The following is a 25432-nucleotide window of genomic DNA, read 5'->3' on the forward strand; positions in this document are numbered from 1 at the left end:
GTCGAGTCGGGCCTTGTGCCGGACCGTTCTGCCGACTCGACCGGCAGAAGTCCGGAATCAACGCGGCCGGGTCAGGAGCCGTCGTCGTAGGCAACTTGGAGCAGACCCAGGCACATCTCATCGGTGCTGCCCTCGGCCCACATGACGTAGCGGTCCTCCCGCTGGGAGGCGAACGCCGGGAGCTTGTCGCGCAGCCACTGCTGGTGCTGGCAGGTGACCCGGAGGGTGTCGCCGGCGTCGAGGTGCACCGGGTCGATCGGCTTGGAGCCCTGGTTGTCGAAGTCCCAGACCGGGATCCGCAGCAGCGTGCGCGCCCGGTCGGTGCCGGGGTTGGACTCGATGGAGATCTTGCGGCCGAGCAGGTGCATGTGGCCGGCCGCGCCGATCACGCTCATGCCCCGGCTGATCGGCCGCGTGCACGAGGTCGTCTCGCTCGGCACGATCTCGGTGCCGCAGAGGATGTGCAGGAACGTGTTGGTGTTGCCGGCGGTGCCGAACCGCTTGTGCACGTCGATCGCGGCGGCGTCGCGGTCGCACAGCGGGCCGTCGCTGTGGTCGGGCCGGCAGGGCAGCTCGACCGGCGCCGGCAGCAGGAAGGTGTGCAGCGGGGTCAGGTCGGTGCTGGCCGGCATCCAGCGCAGCTGGGTCGAGGACGTGTCCGGCGCCGCACCCTTGAGCAGGTTGTAGTGGACCTGCATGACGATCCGGGAGCCGGCTTCGAGCTTCACGCCGTAGCCGTCCTGGGTCCTGGTCTCGTCGCCGCCCGGCGCCCACGCCGCGAGCCAGTTCGCGTCCTCGAGGCTGCCGAACTCACCCGCCAGCCCGGTGCCGCCGAAGCAGGTCCAGCCCTCGCCGGACGTGGACCGGTCCTTGGCCTCGGCCTCGGCCACCGAGTCCGGTGGGATCTTGAACAGGATCACGTGGTGCACGACGTCCGGGTTGCCGGGGAGCACGTTGCTGCCAGTGAGCCAGACGTCCTGGTCGAGCTTCGGGTCCAGCAGGAAGCACCGGTAGTCGTCGGTGCCCGTGCCGTAGGGCGCCGACGGCGTGTAGGCCTCGGGCATCGTGAGCGTCATCCGCTGCTCGCCCTGGCGTAGGGGCAGCAGCCTGCCCTTCGGGGTGTTGGCCAGCTGCTGCGCCTCGACCTCGGGCGGAACGGTCGGCTTCAGCAGCGTCCCGGGATCGCCCGCGCGGTTGCCCGCGTCACGGGTGCCGCTCCACGCGACGGCGACCGCGACCACCACCGCGGCCGCAACGGCCACAGCCAGGACGCGTGCGACGGTCGCCCTCACCCCGGCGGCCAGGTGAAAGAGCGCCCCGCGAGCAGGTGCAGATGGGTGTGGAAGACCGTCTGACCCGCGCTCGGTCCGGTGTTGAACACCAGCCGGTAGTCGTCGTGCCCCGCGGCCTCGGCCACCGCGGCTGCGGCGGTCACCAGCTCGGCTGCGGCCTCGGGGTCGCCCGCGGCGAGGGCCGCGGCATCGTCGTAGTGCACGCGCGGCACGACCAGGACGTGCGTCGGGGCCTGCCCGTTGATGTCGCGGAAGGCGAGGGTGCGCTCGGTCTCGTGCACGACGTCGGCATCGACGTCACCGGCCACGATCCGGCAGAACAGGCAGTCCGCCACAGCACATCCCTCCGGCGACCAATGGTGGCACAGTCCTGTCAACCGTCAGGACGGGTGAGGCGTCGGATATGTATGACCACGCCCACCCTGATCGTCAGGGAGGTGCTCCTGGACGCCGACAGCGCCCTCGAAGAGCTGTACGTCGCGCACTGGCGCGGCCTCGTACGGCTCGCGGTGCTGCTCCTGCGCGACCAGGGCGCGGCGGAGGAGGTCGTCCAGGACTCGTTCGTCGCGATGCACCTGCGCTGGCGGTCGCTGCGCGACCCGGACAAGGCACTCGCCTACCTGCGCCAGTCCGTCGTCAACCGGTCGCGGTCGGCGCTGCGGCACCGCGGTGTGGTCGATCGCTACGTCGCGAGCCAGCCGCCGGTGCTCTCGCCCGCCGAGGCCGCCGACGCACCTGCGCTCGCGCACGACCGGCGCGACGCGATTCTGGACGCGCTCCGCGCGCTGCCCACCCGCCAGCGCGAGGTGCTGGTGCTGCGGCACTACCTCGAGCTGAGCGAGACCGAGATCGCCGAGACGCTGGGCATCAGCCGTGGCTCGGTCAAGGCGCACGCGTCCCGGGGCACCGCCGCGCTGCGCGCCCTGCTCGCCGGCGCTCACAACGGGAAGGACCTGTGATGGACGACCTCGGGACGCTGATGCGTGAGGCGGTCGACCACGTCGACCCGATGCCTCGGCAGCGTGAGCTGTGGGACGGCGTCAACCTCGCCACCCGCCGTCGCTCCCGCAACCGCCTCGTCGGTGGACTCGTCGCGGCCGCGGTGCTGGTCACCGGGGGCGCGGTCGCCGCGCACCAGTCCTCGGGATCCGAGCCCCAGCCGGCAGGACCCCCGCACGCCATCGACCGCGGCAGCTCGCGCGCGGTCTACGGCATCTACTACGCCGGCCAGACCCCGACCGGCACCCGGCTCTACCGCGAGTTCCGAGCCGGTCAGGAGAAGGAGAAGACGCTCGCCGACGCGCTCGACCTGGTCGAGGCGACGCCCACCGATCCCGACTACGTGACGTACTGGTCCGACGGCCAGCTGCTCGGCGCGACGGTCACCAACGGCGTCATCGTCGTGGACGTCGACCCGGCGCTCACCAGGCCCGGGCTCGGTGGACCCGACGCCGAGCTCGCGATCCAGCAGCTGGTCTACACCGTCCAGGGCGTCGTCGGGGACCGCCTCCCGGTCCAGTTCGTGCACGACGGCAGCCCGGTGCCCGAGGTCTTCGGCGTACGCACCAGGAAGCCTGTCACAGACCTGCCGGAGCTCGACGTCCTCTCGTTGGTGAGCATCAGCGACCCCTCGGAGCGACGGGTCGTGGACGGCTACTTCAGCGCCCAGGGCAAGGCCAGCTCGTTCGAGGGCAACGTGCCCTGGCAGCTCCTGGATGCGAACGGCAGCGTGGTCCGGTCGGGCCACGCCCAGAGCTATGGCTACGAGGGTCACCTCTACCCCTGGGCCACCGGGCACATCGACGTGACCGGCCTCGCCCCGGGCGACTACACCTTCAAGGTGATGACCGACGACCCGTCCGGCGGCGAGGGCCCGGGCCCGTACGTCGACACCCGGACGATCATCATCAAGTGACGACGACACGCCCCTGATCCCACCAGCCTAATCCCACCAGTCACAGCCGTCCCAACGCAGGATGGAGCACATGGCCTTCCCCACGCGCGCCCGGCTCGCCGCACTGCTCACGGTCCCCGCGGTGTCGATGGTCGTGCTGGCCGGGTGTGGCGACGACGACCCCAAGGCCACCGACCCCGGCGACCGGCCGAGCCAGTCGGGCAAGCCCTCGACGTCTCCTTCACAGGGCGGCGACCCGTCGCCCACCGAGTCGGGCAGCGCCACACCGACCACGGTCGCGGCCCCGCTCTACTTCGTGGGCGAGACTCCGCAGGGGCCACGGCTGTTCCGCGAGTTCCAGCAGGTCGAAGCGGACAACCCGGTCGACGAGGCGCTCGCGGTGCTCACTGCCGGCGCCGCCAAGGACCCCGACTACCGGTCCTTGCTGCCCGAGGGGACACCGACGCTGGTGCAGGGCGACAACGGCGAGGCCATCGGCGTCAACATCCCCGTCGAGTGGGCGGACCGGCCGAGCGGCATGTCCGCCAAGGAGGCGACGCTGGCGATCCAGCAGATCGTCTTCACGGTGCAGGGCGTGCTGCAGAGCCGGGCGCCGGTGGAGTTCTACTCCGACGGCCTCACGCCGGTCTTCGGTGTGGACAAGAGCAGCTTCAAGGCGGCGCAGCGCGCGCTGGCCCTGGTCAATGTGACCCAGCCCGAGGAGGGGTCGAGCCCGGGCGACTCGTTCACCGCCAGCGGTGTCGCCAACTCCTTCGAGGCCACCGTTCCCTGGGAGGTCCGCGACCAGGACGGGAAGAAGGTCCTTGACGGCTTCTCGACCGCCGAGGGCTGGGGCGACAAGCTCTACCCCTGGCAGACCGAGGTCGACGTGAGCAGCCTGCCCCCCGGCACCTACTCGTTCGTCGCGATGACCGACGACCCGTCGGGCGGCGAGGGCGGCGGCCCGACCGAGGACTCCAAGACCATCACGGTGCAGTGAGGCTCTCGGTCCGACGGCTCAACCGCACGCTGCTGCACCGGCAACACCTGCTCCGGCGCGCGAGCGCCTCGCCGGCGGACGTCGCCGACCACCTCCTGGGGCTGCAGGGCCAGGAGCCGACGTCGCCGTACCTCTCGCTCAGCGCGCGGATCGAGGACTTCCCGCCGCCGTCTCGTGCGGTCTCGAGGACGCCACCTGGGTGCGGCTCGGCACGTTGCGCGGCACCCTGCACGTCCACACCGCCGGTGACGCGCTCAGGCTCAGGCCGTGGCTGCAGGAGTCGCTGGAGCGGCAGATGGCGGGCCGGGTCGCGGTCGCGGTGGACCGGCTCGCGGACGCGACCCTCGACATCCTGGCCGACGGGCCTGTCGAGCAGCGCGAGCTCACCGAACGGCTCGCCGCACAGTTCCCGGGCTCGGCCTCGGACCTCTCGGTCACCGCGCGGGTCGTCGTACCACTGGTGCAGCTCCCACCCCGCGGGACGTGGCGTGGCACCGGACCGATCGTGCTGGACGTGCTCGAGCGGCACGCCGGCGGCGTCATGGGGCCACCGTCGACCGAGGAGGTCGTGCGCCGTTACCTCCGCGCCTACGGACCCGCCACGGCAGGTGACCTCAGCGTGTGGTCGGGCGTGAGCGGGCTGCGGCCCGTCCTGACGCGGATGGAGGACCTGGTCCGCCACCGGGACGAGGACGGCAAGGAGCTCTTCGACGTCCCGGACGGGGAGCTGGCCGACGAGGACGTCCCGGCACCGGTGCGGCTGCTCGGGCAGTACGACGAGGTGTGGCTGGCGCACGCGGCGCGCAACCGGGTGACCGGGCCGGGGACCCGCGGCCGCTGGATGGGCGGGACAGGCGCGGTCTCGCACACGGTCTTCGTCGACGGGTGGCTGACCGGCCTGTGGCGACCGGTCGACGGCCGGGTGTCGGTCACCGAGCTGTTCCGGGACCTCACCCCCTTCGAGCGTTCCGAGCTCGACGACGAGATCGAGCTCCTGGAAGCCATGATGGCCCGGTGAGGCTCAGCGCCCGCCGGCTCAACCGCACCCTGCTGCAGCGGCAGCACCTCCTCTCGCGGACCGACGCGACGCCGCACCACCTGGTGCGCCACCTGGTCGGGCTGCAGGCGCAGGAGAACCTCCCGCCGTACCTATCGCTCGCGGCGCGGCTCACGTCGTTCGACCCGGACGAGGTCACCGCCGGGCTCGAGGAGCGGTCGCTGGTCCGGCTGCTGACGATGCGTGGCACCGTGCACCTGCTCGTGGCCGCCGACGCGCTGCCGCTCCGGGCATGGACGACGCCGGTCCACGAGCGTGAGATCCGGGTCAGCCAGGCGATCGGTGCTGCTCGCGACGTCGATCGCGAGGAGTTCCGCGCGCGGCTCTCGGCCCTGCTCGCCGACGGGCCGATGCCGCAGAAGGCCATCGGCGTCGCCCTCGCCGAGCACTTCCCGGACGTGCCGCCCACCCAGCTCGGCCAGCTCGCCCGCTCCGTGGCCCCGCTGGTCCAGTGCCCTCCGCGCGGGACCTGGAAGGGCAGCGGCGGCGTGGTCTACCAGCACGCCGACCGCTGGCTCGGTCTCCCGGCCGCCGAGCCGGACGTCGAGGAGATCGTGCGGCGCTACCTCCGCGCGTACGGCCCAGCCTCGGCTGCGGACGTGACCGCCTGGTCGGGGGTGACCGGTCTGGCCGCGGTAGTGAAGTCGATGGACGACCTGGTCACGCTCGAGGACAGTAAAGGAAAGCTACTTTACGACCTGCCCGGGATGGAGCTGGCCGACGAGGACGACGAGGCGCCGGTGCGGCTGCTCGGCCAGTACGACAACGTCTGGCTCTCCCACGCGGGCCGCGACCGGGTCACCGACCCGGAGTCCCGCAAGCTCTGGATGGGCGTCAACGGCGGACAGGCCAGCACGGTCTTCGCCGACGGCATGCTCGTCGGGCTCTGGCGCGTCACCGACGGCCGGGTCGAGATTCTCGACACCCTGCGGACCCTGACCCGGCGGGAGAGGTCCGAGCTCGCCGACGAGGTCGACCGGGTCAACGCGCTCCTGGACCGGTAGCCGGGCGTGACATCGCTCAGCGCCAGCGAGGGGTCCGCGACAACAGCGCGGAGACCGCAGCGACACCTGCGGTCGAGGTGCGCAGCACCTCCCGGCCGAGGCGGACCGGGTGCGCTCCGGCCCCGTCGAAGGACGCCAGCTCGTCGGGTGCCAGCCCGCCCTCGGGGCCGACCACGAGCACGACGCGGTCGGGGACGGCGCCGGGCAGGGGCTCGGTGGCCCCCTCGTGGAGCACCAGCGCCAGGGGCGCGCTCGCGACCAGGGCCACCACGTCCGATGTCGACGCCAGCGCTGACACCTCGGGGAACCACGCCCGGCGGGCCTGCTTGGCGGCCTCGCGCGCGGCGGACCGCCACTTGGCCAGTGACCTCGCCGCGCGTTCGCCGCGCCAGACGGCCACCGAGCGGGAGGCTGCCCACGGGACGATCCGGGCCACTCCCACCTCGGTGAGCAGCTCGACCGCGAGCTCGCCGCGGTCGCCCTTGGGCAGCGCCTGGACCACCACGACCTCGGGCACCGGTGCCGGCTCCGTCGACACCGAGCGCACCGCCACCTCGAGCCGGGCCTTGCCGGTCCCGGTGACCTCACAGGTGGCCACGCGACCGACGCCGTCGGTCAGCAGCAGCGGCTCCCCGACGCCGAGGCGGCGCACGGCGACGGCGTGGTGGGCCTCGGGACCCTCGACGACCACCGTCGACCCGGCGTCCGCCCCGGCCAGGGACGGGACCAGGTGGACGTGCAGGGACATGTCGGCCGGATCAGTGCGCGTTGAACGCGTCGCGCAGCCGGCCGAAGGCACCCTTGCGCGGAGAGCCTGCCTTGAGCTTCGCCGACGGCTGCTCCTCGCCCCGGATCGCCGCGAGCTCGCGCAGCAGCTCCTCCTCGCGCGGACCCAGCCGGGTGGGGGTCTCGACCGCGATGGTCACCACCAGGTCGCCCCGGCCGCCGCGCAGCCCGGGCACGCCGCGCCCACGGAGGACCTGCTCGGTGCCGGACTGGGTGCCGGGCCTCACGTCGAGCTCGAAGGTCGTCTCTAGGTCGGTCGATCCGCCGTCGGGTGGCACGACGTCCGCCTCGAGCGTGGGCAGCTCCAGCGTCGTCCCGAGCGCGGCGGCGGTCATCGGCACCGTCACCGTGCAGTGCAGGTCGTTGCCCTGCCGGGTGAACACCGGGTGCCGCGCCACGTGGATCTCGACATACAGGTCACCGGGCGGGCCGCCGCCCGGACCCACCTCCCCCTCGTCGGCGAGCTGGACCCGGGTGCCGGTGTCGACGCCGGCCGGGATCTTCACCGTCAGCGTGCGACGCGAGCGGACCCGGCCGTCGCCCGAGCACTCCCGGCACGGGTCCGGGATGATCGTGCCGAAGCCACGGCAGGCCGCGCACGGCCGCAGCGTCCGGATCTCACCGAGGAACGACCGCTGCACGTGGGCCACCTCACCGGCTCCACGGCAGGTCTCGCACGTCTGCGCGTGGGTGCCGGGCGAGGTTCCCTCGCCGTGACAGGTCGAGCAGACGACGGCGGTGTCGACCTTGAGCTCGCGGGTCACCCCGAACGCCGCCTCGGCCAGCTCGATCTCCAGCCGGATCAGCGCGTCCTGGCCGCGCCGCGTGCGCGGCCGTGGCCCGCGCGACTGTCCGGCGGCCTGGCCGCCGAAGAAGGCGTCCATGATGTCGGTGAAGGAGAAGCCGGCGCCCTGGCCGAAGCCGGCACCCATCCCTCCGAACGGGTCGCCACCGCGGTCGTACGCCGCCCGCTTCTGCGGGTCGCTCAGCACCTCGTAGGCCCGCCCGATCTCCTGGAACCGCGCCGACGCGTCCGGGTCGGGGTTGACGTCCGGGTGCAGCTGGCGGGCGAGCTTGCGGTACGCCTTCTTGATGGTGTCGGCGTCCGCGTCGCGGCTGACGCCGAGGACGGCGTACAGGTCGGGCTGGCTCATGGTTCCTTTCGAAAGTGGAGGTCAGGCCTCGTCGAGGATCCGGGAGACGTAGCGTGCGACGGCGCGCACTGCTGCCATCGTGCCGGGGTAGTCCATGCGGGTCGGCCCGACGATCCCGAGCGTCGCGACGGCCTCGTCGCGCGGCCCGTAGCCGGTGGTGACGATGCTGGTCGCCGAGAGCTCCTCGTAGGGGCCCTCGGTGCCGATCGTCACGCTGACCAGTCCGCCGGTCGACGCCTCGCCCAGGAGCTTGAGCAGGACGACGTGCTCCTCGAGCGCCTCGAGAAGGGGACGCACCGCGGAGTCGAAGCTGTCGCCGTAGCGCGCCAGGTTGGCCGCGCCGCCCACCGCGATCCGCTCGTCGGAGCGGTGGTCGACCATCGCGTCAACCAGAACCTCGACCACCGCGGCGGTCGTGGCGCCGTCGACCGGCGGCACACAGGCGCGCAGCGCCTCGACCGCGTCGGCGATCACCGGTCCGGCCGCGGCGGAGTTGAGCCTGGTGCGCAGGTCGGACAGGTCGAGGTCGGTGAGCTCGGTGGCGAGGTCGACGACACGCTGCTCGACGCGGCCGGTGCTGAGGATGAGCACGACCAGCAGCCGGCTGGGCGTGAGGGCGACCAGCTCGATGTGACGCACCGTCGAGCGGGAGAGCGTGGGGTACTGGACCATCGCCACCTGGCGGGTCAGCTGCGAGAGCATCCGCACCGAGCGGGACACGACGTCGTCGAGGTCGACGGCGCCCTCGAGGAAGGTCGCGATCGCGCGCTTCTCAGCGGCGCTCATGGGCTTGACCGTCGTCAGCCGGTCCACGAAGAGCCGGTAGCCCTTGTCGGTCGGCACCCGGCCCGCGCTGGTGTGGGGCTGCATGATGTAGCCCTCGTCCTCGAGGGCAGCCATGTCGTTGCGGACCGTCGCCGGGGAGACTCCGAGCCCGTGCCGCTCGACCAGTGCCTTGGACCCGACCGGCTCCTCGGTGGAGACATAGTCCTCGACGATCGCACGCAGGACGGCGAGCCGGCGCTCCTCCTGCATCGCCACCTCCTCATCGTTCGCCGCGCCCGTCTTGGCACTTCTTGGCACTCGTTGTTGATGAGTGCCAATGCTACTCGGCCGGCCGGACGCCGGTTTGTTGACCGCCTGGTCAATAGGCTATTATTGACCACATGGTCAATACAGCTGCACTCCCACGCTCGGTCACCCCCCTCGTCACGACCTACGTCGTACTCGCGCTCGGCACCCTCCTGGTGTTGGCCGTGCTCAGCGCGGTCGCACCCGCGGAAGCGGGGTCCGACGCGTGGGTGCATGCGGTGGTCGTGGCGGTGTTCGCGGGGGTGCTGCCGCTGCGGCTGCGCGCGGCCCGCCGCGGGAGCCGGCGTGCGGAGGTCGCGCTCCTCGTCATCGCCGGAGTGCTGGCCGCCGCCAACTTCGTGGAGGCCATCGTGCCCGGCGCCTTCCCCGGCTGGATGCGGGTGGAGATGCTCGGCATCGCCGCGGTGATGGTCGCCGTGCTGGTCGTGTGCCTGCGCAACCCACGGATCCGCACCAGAGCGGCGAAGATGCTGCGGTGGCACCCCGGCAGCGGCTGAGCGCGGACCAGCGACGCCGCCAGATCATCGAGGCAGCGGTGCGCGTGCTGGCGCGGGACGGCTACCAGCGCGCCTCGGTGAGCGCGATCGTCGCCGAGGCCGGGGTCTCCAAGGGGCTGGTCTGGCACTACTTCACCGACCGCGACGACCTGATGGCCCGCACCGCGCGGCAGACGCTCGTCGACCTGCGCGATCACGTGGCCGCCGGGCTCGACCTGTCCGCCGACGTCCCGAGCGTGGTCCGCGCGGCGGTCCGCGGCGCGGCGCAGCTGCACCGCACGCACCGGGACCAGCTCGAGGCGATCCGCCAGGTCGTGCAGAACCTCCGCAGCAGCGACGGCAGCCCACAGCTCGGCCTGACCGAGTACGAGGAGACCTACGGCTTCCAGGAGGCGCTGGTCCGGCGCGGGCAGGAGGAGGGCAGCATCCGCGCCGAGCTCGACCCGCGCCACCTGGCGATCATCTACCAGGGAGCCGTCGACACGATGCTGGCCCATCTCGACGCACAGCCCGGGCTGGATGCCGAGGCGCTCGCGGCCGGTGTTGCCGAGGTCCTGCTCGGCGGCATGGCCGTCCCGCCGCCACACTAGGCTGGCCCGGTGCCCTTCTCGGAGGTGGCGCACGACGTGTGGGTCGCGCGCTATGAGTGGTTCGACGTCAACGTGACGGTGGTGCGCGGTGGCTCCGGCCTGCTCGTCGTCGACACCCACGCGTCGGCCGAGGCGGCTCGTGAGGTCATCGACGACGTGCGCGCGCTCGGCGCCGGTGACGTGGTTGCGGTCGTGAACACCCACGAGCACTTCGACCACGTCTTCGGCAACGGGGCCTTCCGGACGGCGTACGGCGACGTGCCGGTGCACGCCCACGAGGTGGCGGCGGCCAACACCGTGGCGTCCGGCGAGCGGTTCAAGGCTCGCCTGGCGGACCGGTCAGGCGAGCCCAGGGTGGCCGGGCTGCTCGCGACCGAGATCGTGCCCGCCGACACGACGTTCTCCTCCGCGGTGGCGCTCGACGTGGGCGACCGGCTGGTCGAGCTGGTCCACCCCGGCCGCGGCCACACGGACGGCGACCTCGTGGTGCGGGTGCCGGACTCCGACGTCGTCCTCGCCGGTGACCTCGTCGAGGAGTCGGGGCCGCCCGGCTTCGGCCCCGACTCCCACCCGATGGACTGGCCGCTCACGCTCGACATCGTGCTCAGCCTGCTCACGCCCGCCTCCGTGGTGGTCCCCGGGCACGGCGCCCCGGTCGACCGGGCGTTCGTCGAGGAGCAGCGCAACACCATCGGCATCGTGGCCGAGACCATCCGCGACCTGGCCACCCGCGGCGTACCCGTCGCCGAGGCGCTCGACGCCGCCGAGTGGCCATACCCCACCGATCACCTCGCGGACGCCGTACGCCGCGGCTACGAGCACCTCCCCCGCAGCCAGAAGCGCCTCCCTCTCGTCTGACTCCTGACGTCGAGTGGGTACAGGCTGTGCATGAGCACCAGCAGCGAGGAGCCAACCGGGCTCGGGATCTCCGACGAGCAGCTGCCCGAGGACCTGCGGCCCGGTGAGGACAACCCGCTGGCCGAGGGGCTCGAGGACGCCGAGACGGCCGGCGACCTCGAGCCCGGTGAGCTGCTCGACGAGGGCAGGAAGCCCGACCAGTGGGACGACGAGGAGCTCGAGGACTGACTGGCTACCCTCGCGAGCTTCGGCCCGGGACCACGACGACGCTCGCTGCGCTCGCCGCTTCTCAGTCGTCATGGCCGCCGGGACCGATCACGAGGCGCGCTCGCTGCGCTCGCAGGCCGACGGCGTGTTCTGGCCGTCGCTGCCTGTCGCGACGCCTAGCGTTGACCGACGTGACCGACCGCTACGGAAGCGACGTGCTGGCCACCGACTGGCGTGCGCCGAAGCGCGGCCGCGCGGTCGAGGCCGTCGCCGAGCTCGGAGCGGTGGTCGAGGAGGTCACCACCGACTGGTGCGGCGAGATCGTCGCGGTCGACCGCGACCTCGGCACGCTGACCCTCGAGGACCGCCGGGGTCGGCGTCGCTCGTTCCCGCTCGGGCCCGGCTTCCTCCTCGAGGGCCGGCCGGTCATCCTCCAGGCGCCCGTCCGGGCGGCGATGCCGGCCAAGCCGACGCGGACCGCCTCCGGTTCGGTCGCCGTGCCCGACGCGAGGGCCCGGGTCGCGCGGGCCAGCCGCATCTACGTCGAGGGCCGTCACGACGCCGAGCTGGTCGAGAAGGTCTGGGGCGACGACCTGCGGATCGAGGGCGTGGTCGTGGAGTACCTCGGCGGCGTCGACGACCTGGCCGCACACCTTCGCGACGCGCGACCCGGCCCCGGCCGCAGGATCGGTGTGCTCGTCGACCACCTCGTCGCCGGCTCCAAGGAGAGCCGGATCGCCGACGAGGTCGCCCGCTCGGCCCTGGGCGCGCACGTGCTGATCGCCGGGCACCCGTTCGTCGACATCTGGCAGGCGGTCAAGCCGGACCGGATCGGCCTGGCCGTGTGGCCGGAGGTCCCGCGCACGGTCGAGTGGAAGAAGGGGGTCTGCGCCCACCTCGGCTGGCCGCACGACGACCAGGCCGACATCGCCCGCGCCTGGCAGCAGATCCTCGGCCGGGTGCGCTCCTATGACGACCTCGAGCCGGCGCTGCTCGGCCGCGTCGAGGAGCTCATCGACTTCGTCGCCGGCCCCGGTGAGGTCCCGGAGTGAGGATCAAGGCCTGAGGATGTAGCCGTTCGCGTCCTTGGTGTCGTCGTGGACGAGCATCAGGATGCCGTCGATCAGCACCCAGATGTGCGCCAGCCCGCAGGTGAGGACGGTGGCCACCGTCTGCCACACGCCGATCTTGACGTCGCCGATGTAGTAGCGGCCGATGCCGAACGGCAGCAGGATCTGCAGCAGGCCGGCGATCAGCTTCTGCTTGTCCGAGTAGGGGATCCCGGTCCGCGGGTCCAGGCCGTACGGCGCGCTGGAGCTCACGCCGTAGGCCCCGGGCGGTGCGCCGGGCGGGGTGTAGCCCGCATAGCCGGGTGGCGGAGCAGCCGGGTCGGCGGGCGGCGGCGGTGGCGGCGGTGGCGGTGGCGGCGGAGGGGTCGAGCCGGCGTTGGACGAGTCAAGTGGCTGGGTCGGGTCCGGCTCCGGGCTCTCGGGACCGTTGGTCATGGCGGACAGCCTAGGGCCCGAAAGGCCCGCTGGAGCCCGACCTCAGGGTCGGTTCAGGGTGGAGTCAGGGCAGGAGGTCGCGGACCACGGCGTCGGCCAGCAGGCGGCCCCTCAGGGTGAGCACCAGGCGGTCGCCCTCGAGCGTCGCCAGCCCCCGGTCCACCTGACGGCCGACCGCATCCCGGTCCTGGTCATCGAGCACGTCGAGCCGCAGCCCTTCGCGCAGCCGGAGCTCGAGCAGCACCCGTTCGACCCGGCGGGTGCCGGCGTCCAGCCGCTCGCGTCCGTGCGCCGGACTGAGCCCGGCCGCGATCCGCTCGGCGTACGCCGCCGGGTGCCGCACGTTCCACCAGCGCACCCCTGCGACGTGCGAGTGCGCGCCCGGGCCGACGCCCCACCAGTCCGCCCCGGTCCAGTAGAGCAGGTTGTGCCGGCACCGCGCCGCGTCGTCGAGGGCCCAGTTCGAGACCTCGTACCAGCCCAGCCCCGCGGCGCCCAGCCGCTCGTCGGCCACGGCGTACTTGTCGGCGAGGTCGTCGTCGTCCGGCATCGGCAGCTCGCCGCGCCGGACCCGCCGGGCCAGCGCGGTGCCGTCCTCGACGATCAGCGAGTACGCCGAGACATGGTCCGGCGCGCAGGCCAGCGCGGCGTCGAGCGAGGTCTCCCAGTCCGCCAGCGACTCACCCGGCGTCCCGTAGATCAGGTCCAGGCTCACGTGCTCGAAGCCGGCGGCGCGCGCCCACGCGACCACGTCGGGCACCCGCGCCGGGTCGTGCGTCCGGTCCAGCACGGTGAGCACGTGGTCGACGGCCGACTGCATCCCGACCGAGATCCTGGTGAACCCGGCCTCCCGTAGCGCGACCAGCCCGGCCTTCGTGACGCTGTCGGGGTTGGCCTCCGTGGTGACCTCGGCACCCGGTGCCAGCCCGAGCTCCGCGTCGATCGCGGCCAGCACCGCGCCGAGGTCGGAGGGGCTCAGGAGCGTCGGGGTGCCGCCGCCGAAGAACACCGTCTCGACCGGCGGCGGTTCCCCCAGCACCCTGCGGGCCAGCCGCACCTCCTCGACCGCGGCTCCGGCGTACGTCGTCCGGGAGGCGCCGCGGACGCCGGTCGCAGTGCCCAGGTCGGCGACGGTGTAGGTGTTGAAGTCGCAGTAGCCGCATCGCACCGTGCAGAACGGCACGTGCACGTAGACGCCGAACGACTGCCGCCCGAGCTCGGCCAGGGCCGTCTCCGGCAGTGAGCCGTCCTGCGGTGCGGGTTCTCCCTCGGGCAGCGCTGACGGCACCACCCCAGTGTGCTCAGCCGGTGTAGAAGGAGTCGATGCGGGACTTGTTGTTGGCCTCGACGACGTTGCGCTTGACCTTCATCGACGGCGTCAGCTCACCGGACTCGACCGACAGGTCGTGGTCGAGCAGCTCCCACTTCTTGATGGTCTCCCAGCGGTTCAGCTTGGAGTTGAGCTCGTCGACGTAGTCGCCGACCATCGTCCGGACCTGCTCGGAGGAGACGATCTCGGAGTAGGACCTCCCGGCCATGTCGTTGTCCTCGGCCCAGACCTTCATCGCGTCCTCGTCGAGGGTGATGAGCGCGACGCAGAAGTTCTTCTCGTCGCCGAAGACCACGAACTGGCTCGCGTAGGGGCAGAGCGCCTTGAACTTCGACTCGATGGCCGAGGGGGCGATGTACTTGCCGCCGGAGGTCTTGAACAGGTCCTTGATCCGCCCGGTGATGGTGAGGAAGCCGTCGGCGTCGATGGCCCCCTTGTCGCCGGTGTGCAACCAGCCGTCGGCGTCCAGGGCCTGGGCGGTCTCCTCGGGGAGGTTGTGGTAGCCCTCCATCACGTGCGGGCCGCGGATCAGGACCTCGTCGCCCTCGCCCAGCTTGACCTCGCTGCCGGGGAACGCCGGACCGACCGTGCCCATCTTGTAGTCGTCGGGGTGGTTGACCGTGGCGCCGGCGGCGTTCTCGGTCATGCCGTAGCCCTCGAGGATCAAGATGCCGGCGGCGTTGAACCACTCGGCGATCTCCTGGTTGAGCGCCGCGGCGCCGGAGATGAAGAACCGCACCCGGCCGCCGAACCGCTCGCGGATCTTGCTGAAGACCAGCCGGTCGAAGAGCTGGTGCTGGACGCCGAGCAGCAACGGCACCGGCTGTCCGGCCCGCTTGCGGCGGTCGACGTCGAGCCCGACCTTGAAGGCCTGGTTGAAGATCTTCTCCTTCAGCCCGCCCTCGGCCTCCTGCATCGTGACGATCCGGCCGTGGGCCTTCTCGAAGATGCGCGGCGCGGCACCCATGAACGTCGGCTTCACCACGCCGAGGTTGTCGACGATCTTGTCGACCCGGCCGTCGATCGCGGTCGCGAAGCCGCAGGCGAGCTGGGTGGAGAGGAGGACCTTGCCGAACGAGTGCGCCATCGGTAGCCACAGGAACTGCAGGTCGTGCTCGTGGAGGATGTCCTGCGCCGCGATCGCGGCGCCCTCGTAGACCCATGCCCGGTGGCGCAGCCGCACACCCTTGGGGCGGCCGGTGGTGCCGGAGGTGTAGATCAGCGTCGCGAGCTGGTCGGGACCGATCGCGGCGACGGTGTCCTTGATGGCGTCGGGGTGGTCGACGAGGTACTTCTCGCCGAGGTCGGCCAGGGCGTCGAGGCCGATGACCCACTCGCCGTCCGCCTTGCCGTCGAAGGTGATGACCTTCTCGACGCTCGGGAGCTTGGCCCGCATCTCGGTGAGCTTGGCGATCTGGTCGTCGTCCTCGGCGAAGACGACGTGGCACTCCGAGTCGCTGAGGATGTAGGCCGTGTCGTCGGCATTGGTCGACGGGTAGACCGTCGTCGTGGCGGCGCCGGCGCACATGACCGCGAGGTCGGCGATGATCCACTCATAGCGGGTCGAGGACGCGATGCCGACGCGCTGCTCGGGCTGGATGCCGAGCGCGAGCAGCCCCGCGGCCAGGGTGGTGACCCGGTCACCGCACTGCTGCCAGGTCACGGACTCCCACGAGTCGCCCCTGGGGAACCGGTAGGCCTCGAGCGTGGGCGACGTGGCGACCCGGTCGAGGAACAGCTGGGCGAAGTTGGGGGTCAGGTGCTCGACGAAGCTCGGATCGGTGATGCGGGGCATTGCTACTCCTGGCTGGTCCTGCAGCGGGACCACTCGCGGTGCGACGTTAGCCACGTAACCTAGTTCAGAGGGGCTACCGGCCGGTAGGACCGCCCCGAACCAGGCGTGTTCCCGGCGAGGTACGCCTCGGCCTTGCGGCGGGCCTCGTCCACCATCTCGTCCACCTCGAGCAGCCTTGGGAGCAGCTCCGGCTCCCGGGTCACCGCTCGGAACATCATCGAGGCCGTCACCCCGTGCCCCGGGCGGTGGACGACCTCGACGGAGTCTCCGGCGGCCAGGACCCCGGGCTGCAGGACGCGAAGGTAGGCGCCGACGCGGGCGTGCTCGGTGAACCGGCGGACCCATGCGCTGTTGTCGTGCCCGCCGCGGCCCATCCACGACTTGAAGTCGTTGCACGGCGTCCGGATCGAGGCGACCTCCAACAGCGCGGTCCCGATCCGCCAGCGTTCGCCCACCTCGGCGTCGTCCACGGCCAGCCCCTCGGTGGTGAGGTTCTCGCCGAACTCCCCGTCCCGCAGCTCGTCGCCGAGCTGTCCGGCCCACCAGTCGAGCTCCTCGCGGGCGAACGCGTAGACGGCCTGGTCCGGCCCACCGTGGTGGCGCGTGTCCGAGACCTGGTCGCCCACCAGACCGAGCCGGTGCACGTCGACCGGGCCGGTGACCGGTGCCTTGTCGATCGACGTGCGGCCGATGCCGGCCCACGCCGCTTCGCGCGGCATGCCGACGTTGACCGACCGCAGGAGTCCGTCACTCACGCGACCATGATCCCGGGGCTGTCCAGCGGGATATCTGGTCCTGCACCGCCTTCAGTCCTGCACCGCCTTGCAGATCGCGACGCACCTGGTGATCCAGTCCCGGTCGGGGTGGTCAGGATGGTCCTCGAGCTCCCAGACGGCGTTGTAGACCATCCGCACGATGACCCAGTCGCGCGCGAGCTCCTCGTCCAGACCGGCGGCGTCGACGAGCGTGTGGAAGCGGCGGCGCAGCGCGAAGCGCAGGTTGCCGGTGCCGACGGCCTCGTCCCAGCGGTTCCAGAGCATCGGTGCGGGCTCGTAGTGGCGGTCGCCGGCCATCGGCTTCGGGTCGATGGCCAGCCACGGCTCGCGGTCGCCGGCCAGCACGTTCTGACAGTGCAGGTCGCCGTGCAGCATGACGCCCGGATCGGCGCCGGCGAACAGGTCGCCGGCAAGCGAGAGGGCCTGCTCCACGAGCCGGTGCGGGATCGGTGCGTCCCGGGGCAGCGCCCGCAGCCGGGGCGTCCAGCGCTCGAGGTAGTCGGTGACCGGGAGCAGCTGGGGCAGCGCCGCCACGTGGATCCGGCCGTAGAGGCCGGCCACGACCCCGCAGGCGTCCAGCACCGGCACCGAGTCGAGGTCGGTGGTGTGCAGGCGCTCCAGGAGGAGGGCACCGCGACGCGGATCGGCACTCAGCAGCCGGACGGCGCCGTTCCCGCCCAGCCGCTGCAGCGCCAGTGCCTCGTGCTCGCTCTCGACGTCGGCGAACGTGAGCTTGAGGGCCGCCGGTTCGCGGCCGCGCCGCACCGGCACCACCAGGGAGCAGTAGCCGTTGCGCGGCTCCCCGTCGACGACCAGGCCCCACTCCTCGACGACCTCGTGGAACAGCCGGGGCAGACGGTCGACGAACGCCGCCCAGTCCGGGCCGCGCTCCGCGAACTCGAGCACGCCGGCCGGGAGGTCGATGGTGGGCACCCGCCGATGGTCTCCCACGTGGACAAGAGGGGCCGCCGTGGAGTTTCATGACCGCGACGGCGCGTCTACAGGGGGGTGCGCCGAGCACAGGGTGGCTGGGGGGCGGTCTGTGGCTGCACGGGTGCGCCGGCGGGTGCCCTGGTTCGACACGGTCGGACCGGTCCTGGTCCTCGCCGAGATGGCCGCGATGCTGCTCGCCGGACTGGTGACCGGTGCAGCCGCCGGACCCCTCCTCGTGGCGACCCTCGTCGCCGTGCTCGTCGCGTGGGCCGCGGACCTGCACCGCCCTCGCCTCGTGCTCTCCATCGTGGACGACCTGCCCGGCCTGCTCGTCGCCGCGGCGTCGGCGGCCGCCGTCCTCGTCGGCTCCGGTGCGTCCGGCATCTCGGCCGGGCTGCTCACCTTCGCCTGCCTGGTCCTCGCACACACGACGGTGCACGCCGTGACCCACGTGCTCCGCCGGCTGGGCCGGCTGGGCCGACGGGTGCTGGTGGTCGGGACCGGCGCGCCGGCCCGGCAGCTGGCATCGACCCTGCTCCTCCGGCCCGAGCTCGGGCTGCGGCCGGTCGGGTTCGTCGGCACCGGCGCAGCCAGCTCGCTCGACCAGGCACGTGGCCTTCCGCTGGCGCTGGTGGGCTCGGTGTCGACCCTGCCGAGGGCCATGGCCGAGGCGCGCGTCGACGCGGTGGTGGTGGCGCTGTCCGGACCGCCCGGCGACGACGAGACCGCCGCGATCGCCGGGCTGCTGGCCGCCGCGGCGGAGGTCTACGCCGTACCGACCTGGTTGCCGCCTGGCCCGGCCCCGTCCCGGCACACCATCGAGGTGGTCGGCGACCTGCAGTTGGTCCGCCTCCGGAGGCGTGCCACCTGGCCACCGCTGCTGAAGTTGCGCCGCCTGGTCGAGGCGCTGGTCGCCGCGCTGACTGTGCTCGCCGTACTCCCGGTCTTCGCCGCGCTCGCGCTGCTGGTCCTCGTCGAGACCGGTGGTGTGCTGGTCCGCCGGCCGTGGCTGGTCGAGCCCGGTCGGCCCGGTCCCCCGCTGCGGTTCCGCACCCGGCGGTCGCGCTCGGTCGCGCGCCCGGGCACGACCTTCTCGGTGGCGATCCCCGGCCGGATGGGGCCGGTCGGTCGGCTGCTGAGGCGCACCGGGCTCGACGCCCTCCCCGAGGTCATGAGGGTGCTGCTGCGGCGGGTGCGGTACGCCGGCGGCGTGCCGGACGCCGCACCGGGTGGTTCAGCGCCCGCGCCGAGCCCCGACCAGCCGCAGGTAGACACGGGCCAGCTCGCGGGTTGACGTCGCCACGTCGTGGTGGGTCTCGACGTGCGAGCGGCCCTGCCAGCCCTCCTCATCGGCGAGCTCGGGGTCGACCAGCCGGTGCACGAGCGCGTCGCTGAGGCCCGCGGGGTCGTCGAGCGCGACCACCGCTCCGGCATCGGTCGGGACGCTGTCGACGATGCCGTTGACGTCGGTCGCGACCACGCTGCGCGCGCAGGCCATCGCCTCGAGGGGCACCAGCGCCATCCCCTCCCAGCGCGAGGGCACCGCGACCACGTCGGCGGCCGCGAGCCAGAGCGGGACGTCGGTCCGTGCGCCGACGAAGACGACGCCCTCCATCTCGTCCGCCAGCCGCTCCAGGGCACGGCGGTCGGGACCGTCGCCGACCAGGACCAGCTGCGCCTCGGGCACCCGGGCGCGCACCGAAGGCCAGTCGGCGAGGAGGTCCTGCTGCCCCTTCTGGACCGTGAGGGCGCCGACGCAGACGACGGTGGGCACGTCCTCGAGGCCGAGCAGCTTGCGGGCGTGGACCCGGTCCCGGGCGCCGGCCGGCCGGTACTCCGCCAGGTCGATGCCGTTGGGGATCACGACGGTGGGCGCGTGGATGGCGAGGCTCTCACCCAGCTGGCGCTCGGTGGTGCTCACGCAGACGAGCTCCGTGGTCCACCGGGCGGCGTACCGCTCCCACCGCAGGGACGCGCCCTGGATGCCGCTACGGGCCGCGAGGAACGACCACGCGTGCGGCTGGAACACGGTCGGGACGCGGTCGCGCACCACGAGCCGGCCGACCAGCCCGGCCCGGCCACCGTGCAGGTGGACGACATCCGGCCCGGTCTCGTTGACGATCCGCTTCAGGCGGAGCACGGCACCCGGCAGCGTGCTCTCGTGGGCGTCGGCGCGCCACCAACGGACCCTGGCGCCGGCCTCGCGGGCGGAGTAGCCGAGGTCGCCCCGGGAGGGGCAGGCGACCGTGACGTTCCAGCCGCGCTCGACCTGGTCGCGCACATAGCTCGTGGCGACCGTCGCCACGCCGCCGGACGTCGGCACCGAGACGTGCAGGACGTGCAGCCGCCGGTTGGTCGGGATCTGCTGCTCGCGACCAGCCATCAGCCCGGCCATCAGGCGGCTTTCCGGTCGTGTTCCCTGCCGACGAGGACCACACCGAGCAAGCGGCCGCCGACCGCGCGGATCCGGTCGGCGTGGACGCGCAGTGCGTTGGCCGAGACCGAGCCCTCGACCAGGGCGAGCACGATCGCGCTGTCGACCGCCATCACCCGGGAGTCGTCGCCCTCGTCGAGCGGCGGCCCGATCACCACGATGTTGTCGTAGTCGGAGGCGGCCGAGCCCATCACGGAGGGGAAGCGCTGTGCGATCAGCTCGGGGATCGACGCATCACCGAGGGTGCCCGCGGGGAGCACCTGGAGCAGGTCGACGGGCCCCGGGCTCACCGCCGTCTCGAGGTCGGCCCCGAGCAGGATGTCGTAGAGGCCCGGCGTGTCCGGCCCCTCCTCGACCGGTGTGCCGAACTGCTCCCCCATCCGCCCGTCCACGAGCAGCACGCGCCGCCCGGTCCCGGCCAGGGCGAGGGCGACGTTGGCGCCGATCCACACGTTGACGTCGCCGTGGGTGATGCCGGCGACGACCACCCGCGGTGAGCCGGCGTCGGCCTGCGTCTCGAGCGCGAGCCGGAGGTGGCGGAACAGGTCGGCCTCGGCGGTGCCGGGTCGGAGCGCCGGCATCGTGGTCAGGTCGGCGGGTCGGCTCAGGTGGGCCAGCAGCGGCGCGGTCGCGGCCGACTCGACCGCGGCCGCGTCGTCGACGGTGTGGGTACGCCGGTCGCGCCAGACGGCCGCGGCCGTGGCCAGGCCGAGCGCCAGCACGATCGCGAGGCCGATGGAGAAGCGCAGGTCCGGGCTGGTGAAGGTGTCCGGTGGGCGTGCCGTGTCGCTGGTGTTGAGCTGAAGCGCCCGGCCCATGGAGGGTCCTGCGAGCTCGGTGACCGCATCACCGTCGACGAGCACCGAGGCCACGGTGTTGGCGAGGGTGGCGGCGGTGTCCGGGTCACGATCCTCGACGGTGATGTCGACGAGGATCGTGCCCCGGACCCAGTCGCCCTCGATCGAGCGACGCAGCTCGCTCTCGCTCCGGTCGGTCCCGGTCCGGTCCCGGACCTCGTCGACCACCCCCCGGGAGCTGGCGAGCTCGGCGAGCGTCGCGCGCAGGGCGTCGGGATCCTCGCCAGCGGTGACACCCGGCGCCTCGGCGGCGCTGATCGTGGCGGTGGCGGCGTACGACTTCGGGGCAAGCGCGATCCCGGCTGCGACGGCTGCGCCGGTGATCACCAGGATCAGCACGACGAGCGGCCGCTGCCGCCACAGCGCTACCCCCAGGTCGCGCACGTCCATATGTCCCCACGTTGTGCTCAGACGGCCGGTGCCCAGACCCCCCTGAAGCATCCGGCGTCGTGTGACGTCAGTATTCCTGTGTCTCTCTCTGCGTCGACGTCACGTTCCCCAGTGCGGCAGCACCCCCCGTGTTGCGCACCTGACGCACTGCCGCCACACGCATTTTTCCTGCCGGACACCCCTGAGGGCGAGGAAATCACGATCTGAGCCCCACCTGTCCAGACGACCTGCGGTCCCACGAGGCGGCGAACAGCGGGGTCCGGACCGGCGCGGGGCCGCCCACGGCCACTGCCATCGCGGCCAGGAACCACAGGGGCAACACCCATTGCTCGGACTCCAGGAGCGATGCGACGAGCAGCCCGTCGAGGGCCAGCAGCACCGCCGCCACGAGCTGCGAGCGGTCGCGCAGCCACCGCCTGCGGGCGGCCGCCGCGGGCACCAGCCACACGGCGTACAACGCTGCCAGGCCGAGCAGCCCGAGCTCGGCCGAGGCCTCCAGCGCGGTGCTGTAGGCGGTGTCCAGGTCGCGCTCCTCCGCGTCGACCGGGTGGTGGTCCTGGTGGAAGAGCGCGAACGCCGCCGGCCCCAGCCCGACCAGCGGGCTGTCCCGGGTCATCTCGACGGCCGCGAGCCGGAAGTCGTTGCGCTGGGAGACGTTGGTGTCGGAGAGGCGCTGCGGGTCGGTGATGGCCTGGCCGAACGGGAGCGGAAGCACGGCGACGAGGAGTGCGACCACGGTCGTGACCACGGCGACCAGCGCACCGGCGTAGCGGAGCGCCAGCACGCCCGTCAGCGCGGCCACCAGCACCATGGCGACCAGTGCGACGAGTGCCGGCCGGGACTGGGTGCCGATGACGGCGATCAGCAGCGCCGCGAAGCAGGCCCAGACCCACCAGACCGGTTGCCGGGCGTCGGTGCGGACCGTACCCACGAGCGGGACCGCGGCGACGAGGAAGAACGCGAGGGTGTCGGCGTTGCTCACGGGGCCGACGACCTGGTGCCTTTCGTCGACGAGCGCCGTCACGATGCCGCAGACCGAGGCGGCCACGCAGGCCAGCACGTACCAGCGGGCGGCGCGCTGCGGCTCCAGCGGCCCGCACATCACGTCGGCGAGCACCACCATCACCACGGCCAGCACCGCGTACGCCGCGAGCACCTCGAGCCCGTCCCGGCCGAGCGGGTGGACCACGAAGGAGACCACGAGTGCCGCGGCCAGCGCCAGCACCGGCAGGATCGCGGTGGTCAACCGTCGCGCGTGGAGCGGCCCCTGCGCGCGGCGTACCGCCCAGGCCGCCAGCAGCAGCGCGACCAGCCACTCGGTCGCCCACGACGAGACCAACGAGAGGTAGGCCTCGAACACCGAGCCGCACACGAGGGCCAGGGCGGCCCACTCGACCCGGCCGAGCAGGACGATCGCCGACACGACGGCGGCGGAGACGACCAGGGTGAGCATGGGCGACGCTCCGGCACCGAGGCCCAGGACCGCGGCCAGGGGCAGCGGCAGCAGGAACGCCGCCCGCCCCCGCGGTCGCGTGACCGGCACCGGGCGGGTGTCGAGCAGCGGCGTCACCGCCGCGCCCTGGAGTCCGGCACGGGCGCGCGGCTGCGAGGTGCCTCAGGAGGAGGAGCGGAACAGCCAGCCCAGCGGCTTGCCGGACGTCTCGGCTCCCTCTGAGTCGTCATCGCCGGCCGAGCTGCGCTCGTCGGGGCCGGCCTTGCCGTTGCGGCCCGGCTTGTGCCCCGAGTCGCGCTCTGGCAGGACCTCGAGGGTCTCCTCGTCGCCCCGGCCCCCCGACCTGGCGGGACTGGCACGCATCGCATCGCGTGCGTAGCGCGCGCCGACCTCGGAGTCGTCCATCGGCGGCAGGGGTGGGTCGTCGTGGTCGAGGTGGGACGAGCGCAGGAACGCCTCGGTGGCCGTGCGCGGCGGGTCGTCGTCGAACCCGTCGTCGAACCCGTCCTCGGACTCGTCGGCGGCCCTGTCGAGATCCGCGAGCGCGTCGACGAGGTGGCCGGACCGCGGGGTCCGGCCACGGGCTGGATCCGAGTCCTCGTCATCCTCGTCGTCCTCGGCGGCCTCGGCATCGTCGGCCCGCGACGCGTCGGAGCCGTCGACGTCCCCCGAGTCCGTGGAGTCGCTGGAGTCGCTGGAGTCGCCCGAGTCGCCTTCCGCGTCGGTGACGTGACGGGGCGGGGAGGTCATCGGGAACGCGGAGTCGCCCAACGACTCGGCAGTGTGCGCGCGCAGCGTGTCGAGGGCGCCCAGCATCTCGGTGATGTTGGCGACCGCGGCCTCCATCGAGACGCCCAGGATCCGGACCGAGGCCTCGATGTCGCCGATCATCGACTGCTGGCGCTCGTGGACACGGGCCAGCTCGCGACGGCTCTGCTCGGTGACCTCGCGGGTCACCTGCTCGGTCAGCTCGGCGCGGACCCGCTTGCGGTGCTCCTCCACCTGGGCCTCGGCGCGGGCCCGGACGGCGTCGGCCGCGGCCCGGGCCTGGCGGGTGATGTCCTCGGCCTCGGTGCGAGCGCGGGCCACCAGCCCCTCGGCGCGCAGCCGGGCGTCGGTGGTGGTGCGCTCGGCCTGGTCGCGGCTCTCGCGGAGCAGCTGGTCGGAGACCTGCTGGGCCTCCTCGATGATCGCGTCGGCGTCGGCGACCGCGGCCTCCCGCGTGGCGCTGGCCTCGGCCAGCAGCGCCTCCACCTCACGGCGCGCGCCCAAGCTGGCGCGCAGCTCCTGAGCACGCGCACTGCTGCTACCGGCGGCGTCGCTCGCCTCCATCCAGCCCCCCTGTGGCTCGTCGCCGGCTCCCCACAAGCCGTCCCCCGAGACGCCCCCCACGATGCCCGACGGTCGCGGGTCGAGGGCAGCTCCGCGTCAGGATATCCCCTTTTTGGGTACGGCTTCCGCCCCTGTTCGGCCGGGGTGTCGAGGGGCTGGAGTGGCCGGTGGTACCCGCGGTGCCGCTGTTGCTTCGCGCCTACTTCCCGCTGCGCTCGGACGTTGACAGGGCGGCCACAAAGGCCTCCTGGGGGACCTCGACGCGGCCGACCATCTTCATCCGCTTCTTGCCCTCCTTCTGCTTCTCGAGCAGCTTGCGCTTGCGGGTGATGTCGCCGCCGTAGCACTTGGCCAACACGTCCTTGCGGAGCGCGCGGATGTTCTCGCGGGCGATCACGCGGGCCCCGACCGCAGCCTGGATAGGGACCTCGAACTGCTGCCTCGGGATCAGCTCCTTGAGCTTGCCGGCCATCATCACGCCGTAGGAGTACGCCGCGTCCCTGTGCACGATCGCGCTGAACGCGTCGACCGGCTCGCCCTGCAGGAGGATGTCGACCTTGACCAGATCGGCGGCCTGCTCGCCGGAGCGCTCGTAGTCGAGCGAGGCATAGCCCTTGGTGCGCGACTTGAGCTGGTCGAAGAAGTCGAAGACGATCTCGCCCATCGGCAGGGTGTAGCGCATCTCGACCCGGTCCTCGGACAGGTAGTCCATCCCGAGCAGGGTGCCGCGCTTGTTCTGGCAGAGCTCCATGATCGTGCCGATGTAGTCGCTGGGCGAGAGGATCGTGGCCCGGACCACCGGCTCGCGGACCTCGGCGATCTTGCCCTCGGGGAACTCGCTCGGATTGGTCACCTCGATCTCGCTGCCGTCCTCCATCACCACCTCGTAGACGACGTTGGGCGCGGTCGAGATCAGGTCGAGGTCGAACTCGCGCTCGAGCCGGTCGCGGGTGATCTCCATGTGCAGCAGGCCGAGGAAGCCGCAGCGGAACCCGAAGCCCAGCGCACCCGACGTCTCCGGCTCGTAGGCCAGGGCCGCATCGTTGAGCTGCAGCCGCTCGAGCGCGTCCCGCAGCGTCGGGTAGTCGTCGCCGTCGATCGGGTAGAGCCCCGCGAACACCATCGGGTTGGGGTGCTTGTAGCCGCCGAGCGCCTCGGTGGCGCCGTTGTGCTGGGAGGTGACCGTGTCGCCCACT

24 protein-coding genes and 2 pseudogenes are annotated in these 25432 nt (G+C 72.5%); 11 read left to right on the forward strand and 15 right to left on the reverse strand.

Going from position 1 to position 25432, the window contains the following annotated elements; all coding sequences use genetic code 11:
• Positions 1-71 precede the first annotated feature (71 nt).
• Positions 72-1292, reverse strand: coding sequence for a hypothetical protein (locus tag VFV89_RS15260; protein WP_329706810.1), 1221 nt, complete (start codon positions 1290-1292; stop codon positions 72-74).
• The gene (locus tag VFV89_RS15265; protein WP_329706811.1) at positions 1289-1627 is read right to left on the reverse strand and encodes an HIT domain-containing protein; all 339 of its coding nucleotides are present in this window, start codon (positions 1625-1627) and stop codon (positions 1289-1291) included. Before VFV89_RS15265 ends, VFV89_RS15260 begins: the two co-directional genes overlap by 4 nt.
• 72 nt (positions 1628-1699) lie before the next feature.
• Here VFV89_RS15265 and VFV89_RS15270 point away from each other — a divergent pair, with 72 nt between their 5' ends.
• From VFV89_RS15270 to VFV89_RS15290, 5 genes and pseudogenes are all read left to right on the forward strand, one after another.
• Complete coding sequence (locus VFV89_RS15270) at positions 1700-2251, forward strand: SigE family RNA polymerase sigma factor (protein WP_329706812.1); 552 nt, start codon at positions 1700-1702, stop codon at positions 2249-2251.
• Complete coding sequence (locus VFV89_RS15275; RefSeq protein ID WP_329706813.1) at positions 2251-3207, forward strand: Gmad2 immunoglobulin-like domain-containing protein; 957 nt, start codon at positions 2251-2253, stop codon at positions 3205-3207. Before VFV89_RS15270 ends, VFV89_RS15275 begins: the two co-directional genes overlap by 1 nt.
• 70 nt (positions 3208-3277) lie before the next feature.
• Positions 3278-4186 carry a Gmad2 immunoglobulin-like domain-containing protein gene (locus tag VFV89_RS15280; RefSeq protein ID WP_329706814.1) on the forward strand — a complete coding sequence of 303 codons (909 nt, stop codon included), beginning with the start codon at positions 3278-3280 and terminating at the stop codon, positions 4184-4186.
• A 124-nt stretch (positions 4187-4310) separates the two neighbouring features.
• A pseudogene (locus tag VFV89_RS15285) lies at positions 4311-5204 on the forward strand (winged helix DNA-binding domain-containing protein); the annotation flags it as partial.
• Positions 5201-6247 carry a winged helix DNA-binding domain-containing protein gene (locus tag VFV89_RS15290; RefSeq protein ID WP_329706815.1) on the forward strand — a complete coding sequence of 349 codons (1047 nt, stop codon included), beginning with the start codon at positions 5201-5203 and terminating at the stop codon, positions 6245-6247. The pseudogene VFV89_RS15285 and the gene VFV89_RS15290, both read left to right, overlap by 4 nt.
• 16 nt (positions 6248-6263) lie before the next feature.
• Here the strand turns inward: VFV89_RS15290 and VFV89_RS15295 are convergent, their stop codons facing one another.
• From VFV89_RS15295 to hrcA, 3 genes are read right to left on the reverse strand one after another with little or no spacing between them, the layout of a single operon-like run.
• Positions 6264-6995: a 16S rRNA (uracil(1498)-N(3))-methyltransferase gene (locus VFV89_RS15295; RefSeq protein WP_329706816.1), complete on the reverse strand. Its 732-nt coding sequence runs from the start codon at positions 6993-6995 to the stop codon at positions 6264-6266.
• A gap of 10 nt (positions 6996-7005) precedes the next feature.
• Positions 7006-8187, reverse strand: coding sequence for a molecular chaperone DnaJ (gene dnaJ, locus VFV89_RS15300; RefSeq protein WP_329706817.1), 1182 nt, complete (start codon positions 8185-8187; stop codon positions 7006-7008).
• A 21-nt stretch (positions 8188-8208) separates the two neighbouring features.
• On the reverse strand, positions 8209-9222 hold the full coding sequence (gene hrcA, locus VFV89_RS15305) for a heat-inducible transcriptional repressor HrcA (protein ID WP_329706818.1): 1014 nt from the start codon (positions 9220-9222) through the stop codon (positions 8209-8211).
• A gap of 131 nt (positions 9223-9353) precedes the next feature.
• Here hrcA and VFV89_RS15310 point away from each other — a divergent pair, with 131 nt between their 5' ends.
• From VFV89_RS15310 to VFV89_RS15330, 5 genes are all read left to right on the forward strand, one after another.
• A complete protein-coding gene (locus VFV89_RS15310) occupies positions 9354-9776 on the forward strand; it encodes a hypothetical protein (protein WP_329706819.1) in 423 nt (140 codons plus the stop codon).
• Complete coding sequence (locus tag VFV89_RS15315; RefSeq protein WP_329706820.1) at positions 9755-10366, forward strand: TetR/AcrR family transcriptional regulator; 612 nt, start codon at positions 9755-9757, stop codon at positions 10364-10366. The genes VFV89_RS15310 and VFV89_RS15315 overlap by 22 nt, the downstream gene beginning before the upstream one ends.
• A 9-nt stretch (positions 10367-10375) precedes the next feature.
• The gene (locus tag VFV89_RS15320) at positions 10376-11224 is read left to right on the forward strand and encodes an MBL fold metallo-hydrolase (RefSeq protein WP_329706821.1); all 849 of its coding nucleotides are present in this window, start codon (positions 10376-10378) and stop codon (positions 11222-11224) included.
• A gap of 30 nt (positions 11225-11254) precedes the next feature.
• Positions 11255-11452: a hypothetical protein gene (locus VFV89_RS15325; protein WP_329706822.1), complete on the forward strand. Its 198-nt coding sequence runs from the start codon at positions 11255-11257 to the stop codon at positions 11450-11452.
• 170 nt (positions 11453-11622) lie between these two features.
• Entirely contained in the window at positions 11623-12483 is an 861-nt protein-coding gene (locus tag VFV89_RS15330) for a DUF3097 domain-containing protein (protein WP_329706823.1), read from the forward strand.
• 3 nt (positions 12484-12486) lie between these two features.
• On the opposite strand, the gene VFV89_RS15335 is transcribed toward VFV89_RS15330, so the two are convergent.
• From VFV89_RS15335 to VFV89_RS15355, 5 genes are all read right to left on the reverse strand, one after another.
• Positions 12487-12936 (reverse strand): TM2 domain-containing protein, encoded by a 450-nt coding sequence (locus VFV89_RS15335; RefSeq protein WP_329706824.1) that lies wholly within the window; start codon positions 12934-12936, stop codon positions 12487-12489.
• A gap of 64 nt (positions 12937-13000) precedes the next feature.
• Complete coding sequence (hemW, locus tag VFV89_RS15340) at positions 13001-14224, reverse strand: radical SAM family heme chaperone HemW (protein WP_329706825.1); 1224 nt, start codon at positions 14222-14224, stop codon at positions 13001-13003.
• Positions 14225-14237: 13 nt separating this feature from the next.
• On the reverse strand, positions 14238-16061 hold the full coding sequence (locus tag VFV89_RS15345) for an AMP-dependent synthetase/ligase (RefSeq protein WP_329706826.1): 1824 nt from the start codon (positions 16059-16061) through the stop codon (positions 14238-14240).
• A gap of 59 nt (positions 16062-16120) precedes the next feature.
• A complete protein-coding gene (locus VFV89_RS15350; RefSeq protein WP_329706827.1) occupies positions 16121-16816 on the reverse strand; it encodes an MOSC domain-containing protein in 696 nt (231 codons plus the stop codon).
• Positions 16817-16867: 51 nt separating this feature from the next.
• On the reverse strand, positions 16868-17770 hold the full coding sequence (locus VFV89_RS15355) for an aminoglycoside phosphotransferase family protein (protein ID WP_329706828.1): 903 nt from the start codon (positions 17768-17770) through the stop codon (positions 16868-16870).
• A gap of 109 nt (positions 17771-17879) precedes the next feature.
• On the opposite strand from VFV89_RS15355, the gene VFV89_RS15360 reads away from it, so the two are divergent.
• Positions 17880-19064 (forward strand): sugar transferase, encoded by a 1185-nt coding sequence (locus VFV89_RS15360; protein ID WP_329706829.1) that lies wholly within the window; start codon positions 17880-17882, stop codon positions 19062-19064.
• Here the strand turns inward: VFV89_RS15360 and VFV89_RS15365 are convergent.
• The 5 genes and pseudogenes from VFV89_RS15365 to VFV89_RS15385 form a co-directional block, all read right to left on the reverse strand.
• A complete protein-coding gene (locus VFV89_RS15365; RefSeq protein ID WP_329706830.1) occupies positions 19005-20153 on the reverse strand; it encodes a glycosyltransferase family 4 protein in 1149 nt (382 codons plus the stop codon). The genes VFV89_RS15360 and VFV89_RS15365 overlap by 60 nt on opposite strands.
• Before the next feature lie 11 nt (positions 20154-20164).
• Positions 20165-21451, reverse strand: coding sequence for a hypothetical protein (locus VFV89_RS15370; protein WP_329706831.1), 1287 nt, complete (start codon positions 21449-21451; stop codon positions 20165-20167).
• Positions 21452-21647: 196 nt separating this feature from the next.
• Positions 21648-23021, reverse strand: a complete 1374-nt coding sequence (locus VFV89_RS15375) for an O-antigen ligase family protein (protein WP_329706832.1) — start codon at positions 23019-23021, stop codon at positions 21648-21650.
• A gap of 45 nt (positions 23022-23066) precedes the next feature.
• Positions 23067-24236, reverse strand: coding sequence for a hypothetical protein (locus tag VFV89_RS15380; protein WP_329706833.1), 1170 nt, complete (start codon positions 24234-24236; stop codon positions 23067-23069).
• 199 nt (positions 24237-24435) lie between these two features.
• Positions 24436-25432, reverse strand: a pseudogene (locus VFV89_RS15385) (elongation factor 4); the annotation flags it as partial.

This window comes from Nocardioides sp., assembly GCF_036274455.1.
Lineage (GTDB): Bacteria > Actinomycetota > Actinomycetes > Propionibacteriales > Nocardioidaceae > Nocardioides.

Bases quoted from the DNA above. Each gene is read 5' to 3' on its own strand.
- VFV89_RS15295 (WP_329706816.1), bottom strand. From the start codon at position 6,995: ATGTCCCTGCACGTCCACCTGGTCCCGTCCCTGGCCGGGGCGGACGCC.
- VFV89_RS15270 (WP_329706812.1), top strand. From the start codon at position 1,700: ATGACCACGCCCACCCTGATCGTCAGGGAGGTGCTCCTGGACGCCGAC.
- VFV89_RS15365 (WP_329706830.1), bottom strand. From the start codon at position 20,153: ATGGCTGGTCGCGAGCAGCAGATCCCGACCAACCGGCGGCTGCACGTC.
- VFV89_RS15380 (WP_329706833.1), bottom strand. From the start codon at position 24,236: ATGGAGGCGAGCGACGCCGCCGGTAGCAGCAGTGCGCGTGCTCAGGAG.
- VFV89_RS15275 (WP_329706813.1), top strand. From the start codon at position 2,251: ATGGACGACCTCGGGACGCTGATGCGTGAGGCGGTCGACCACGTCGAC.
- VFV89_RS15345 (WP_329706826.1), bottom strand. From the start codon at position 16,061: ATGCCCCGCATCACCGATCCGAGCTTCGTCGAGCACCTGACCCCCAAC.
- hrcA (WP_329706818.1), bottom strand. From the start codon at position 9,222: ATGCAGGAGGAGCGCCGGCTCGCCGTCCTGCGTGCGATCGTCGAGGAC.
- dnaJ (WP_329706817.1), bottom strand. From the start codon at position 8,187: ATGAGCCAGCCCGACCTGTACGCCGTCCTCGGCGTCAGCCGCGACGCG.
- VFV89_RS15370 (WP_329706831.1), bottom strand. From the start codon at position 21,451: ATGGACGTGCGCGACCTGGGGGTAGCGCTGTGGCGGCAGCGGCCGCTC.
- VFV89_RS15280 (WP_329706814.1), top strand. From the start codon at position 3,278: ATGGCCTTCCCCACGCGCGCCCGGCTCGCCGCACTGCTCACGGTCCCC.
- VFV89_RS15335 (WP_329706824.1), bottom strand. From the start codon at position 12,936: ATGACCAACGGTCCCGAGAGCCCGGAGCCGGACCCGACCCAGCCACTT.
- VFV89_RS15325 (WP_329706822.1), top strand. From the start codon at position 11,255: ATGAGCACCAGCAGCGAGGAGCCAACCGGGCTCGGGATCTCCGACGAG.
- VFV89_RS15310 (WP_329706819.1), top strand. From the start codon at position 9,354: ATGGTCAATACAGCTGCACTCCCACGCTCGGTCACCCCCCTCGTCACG.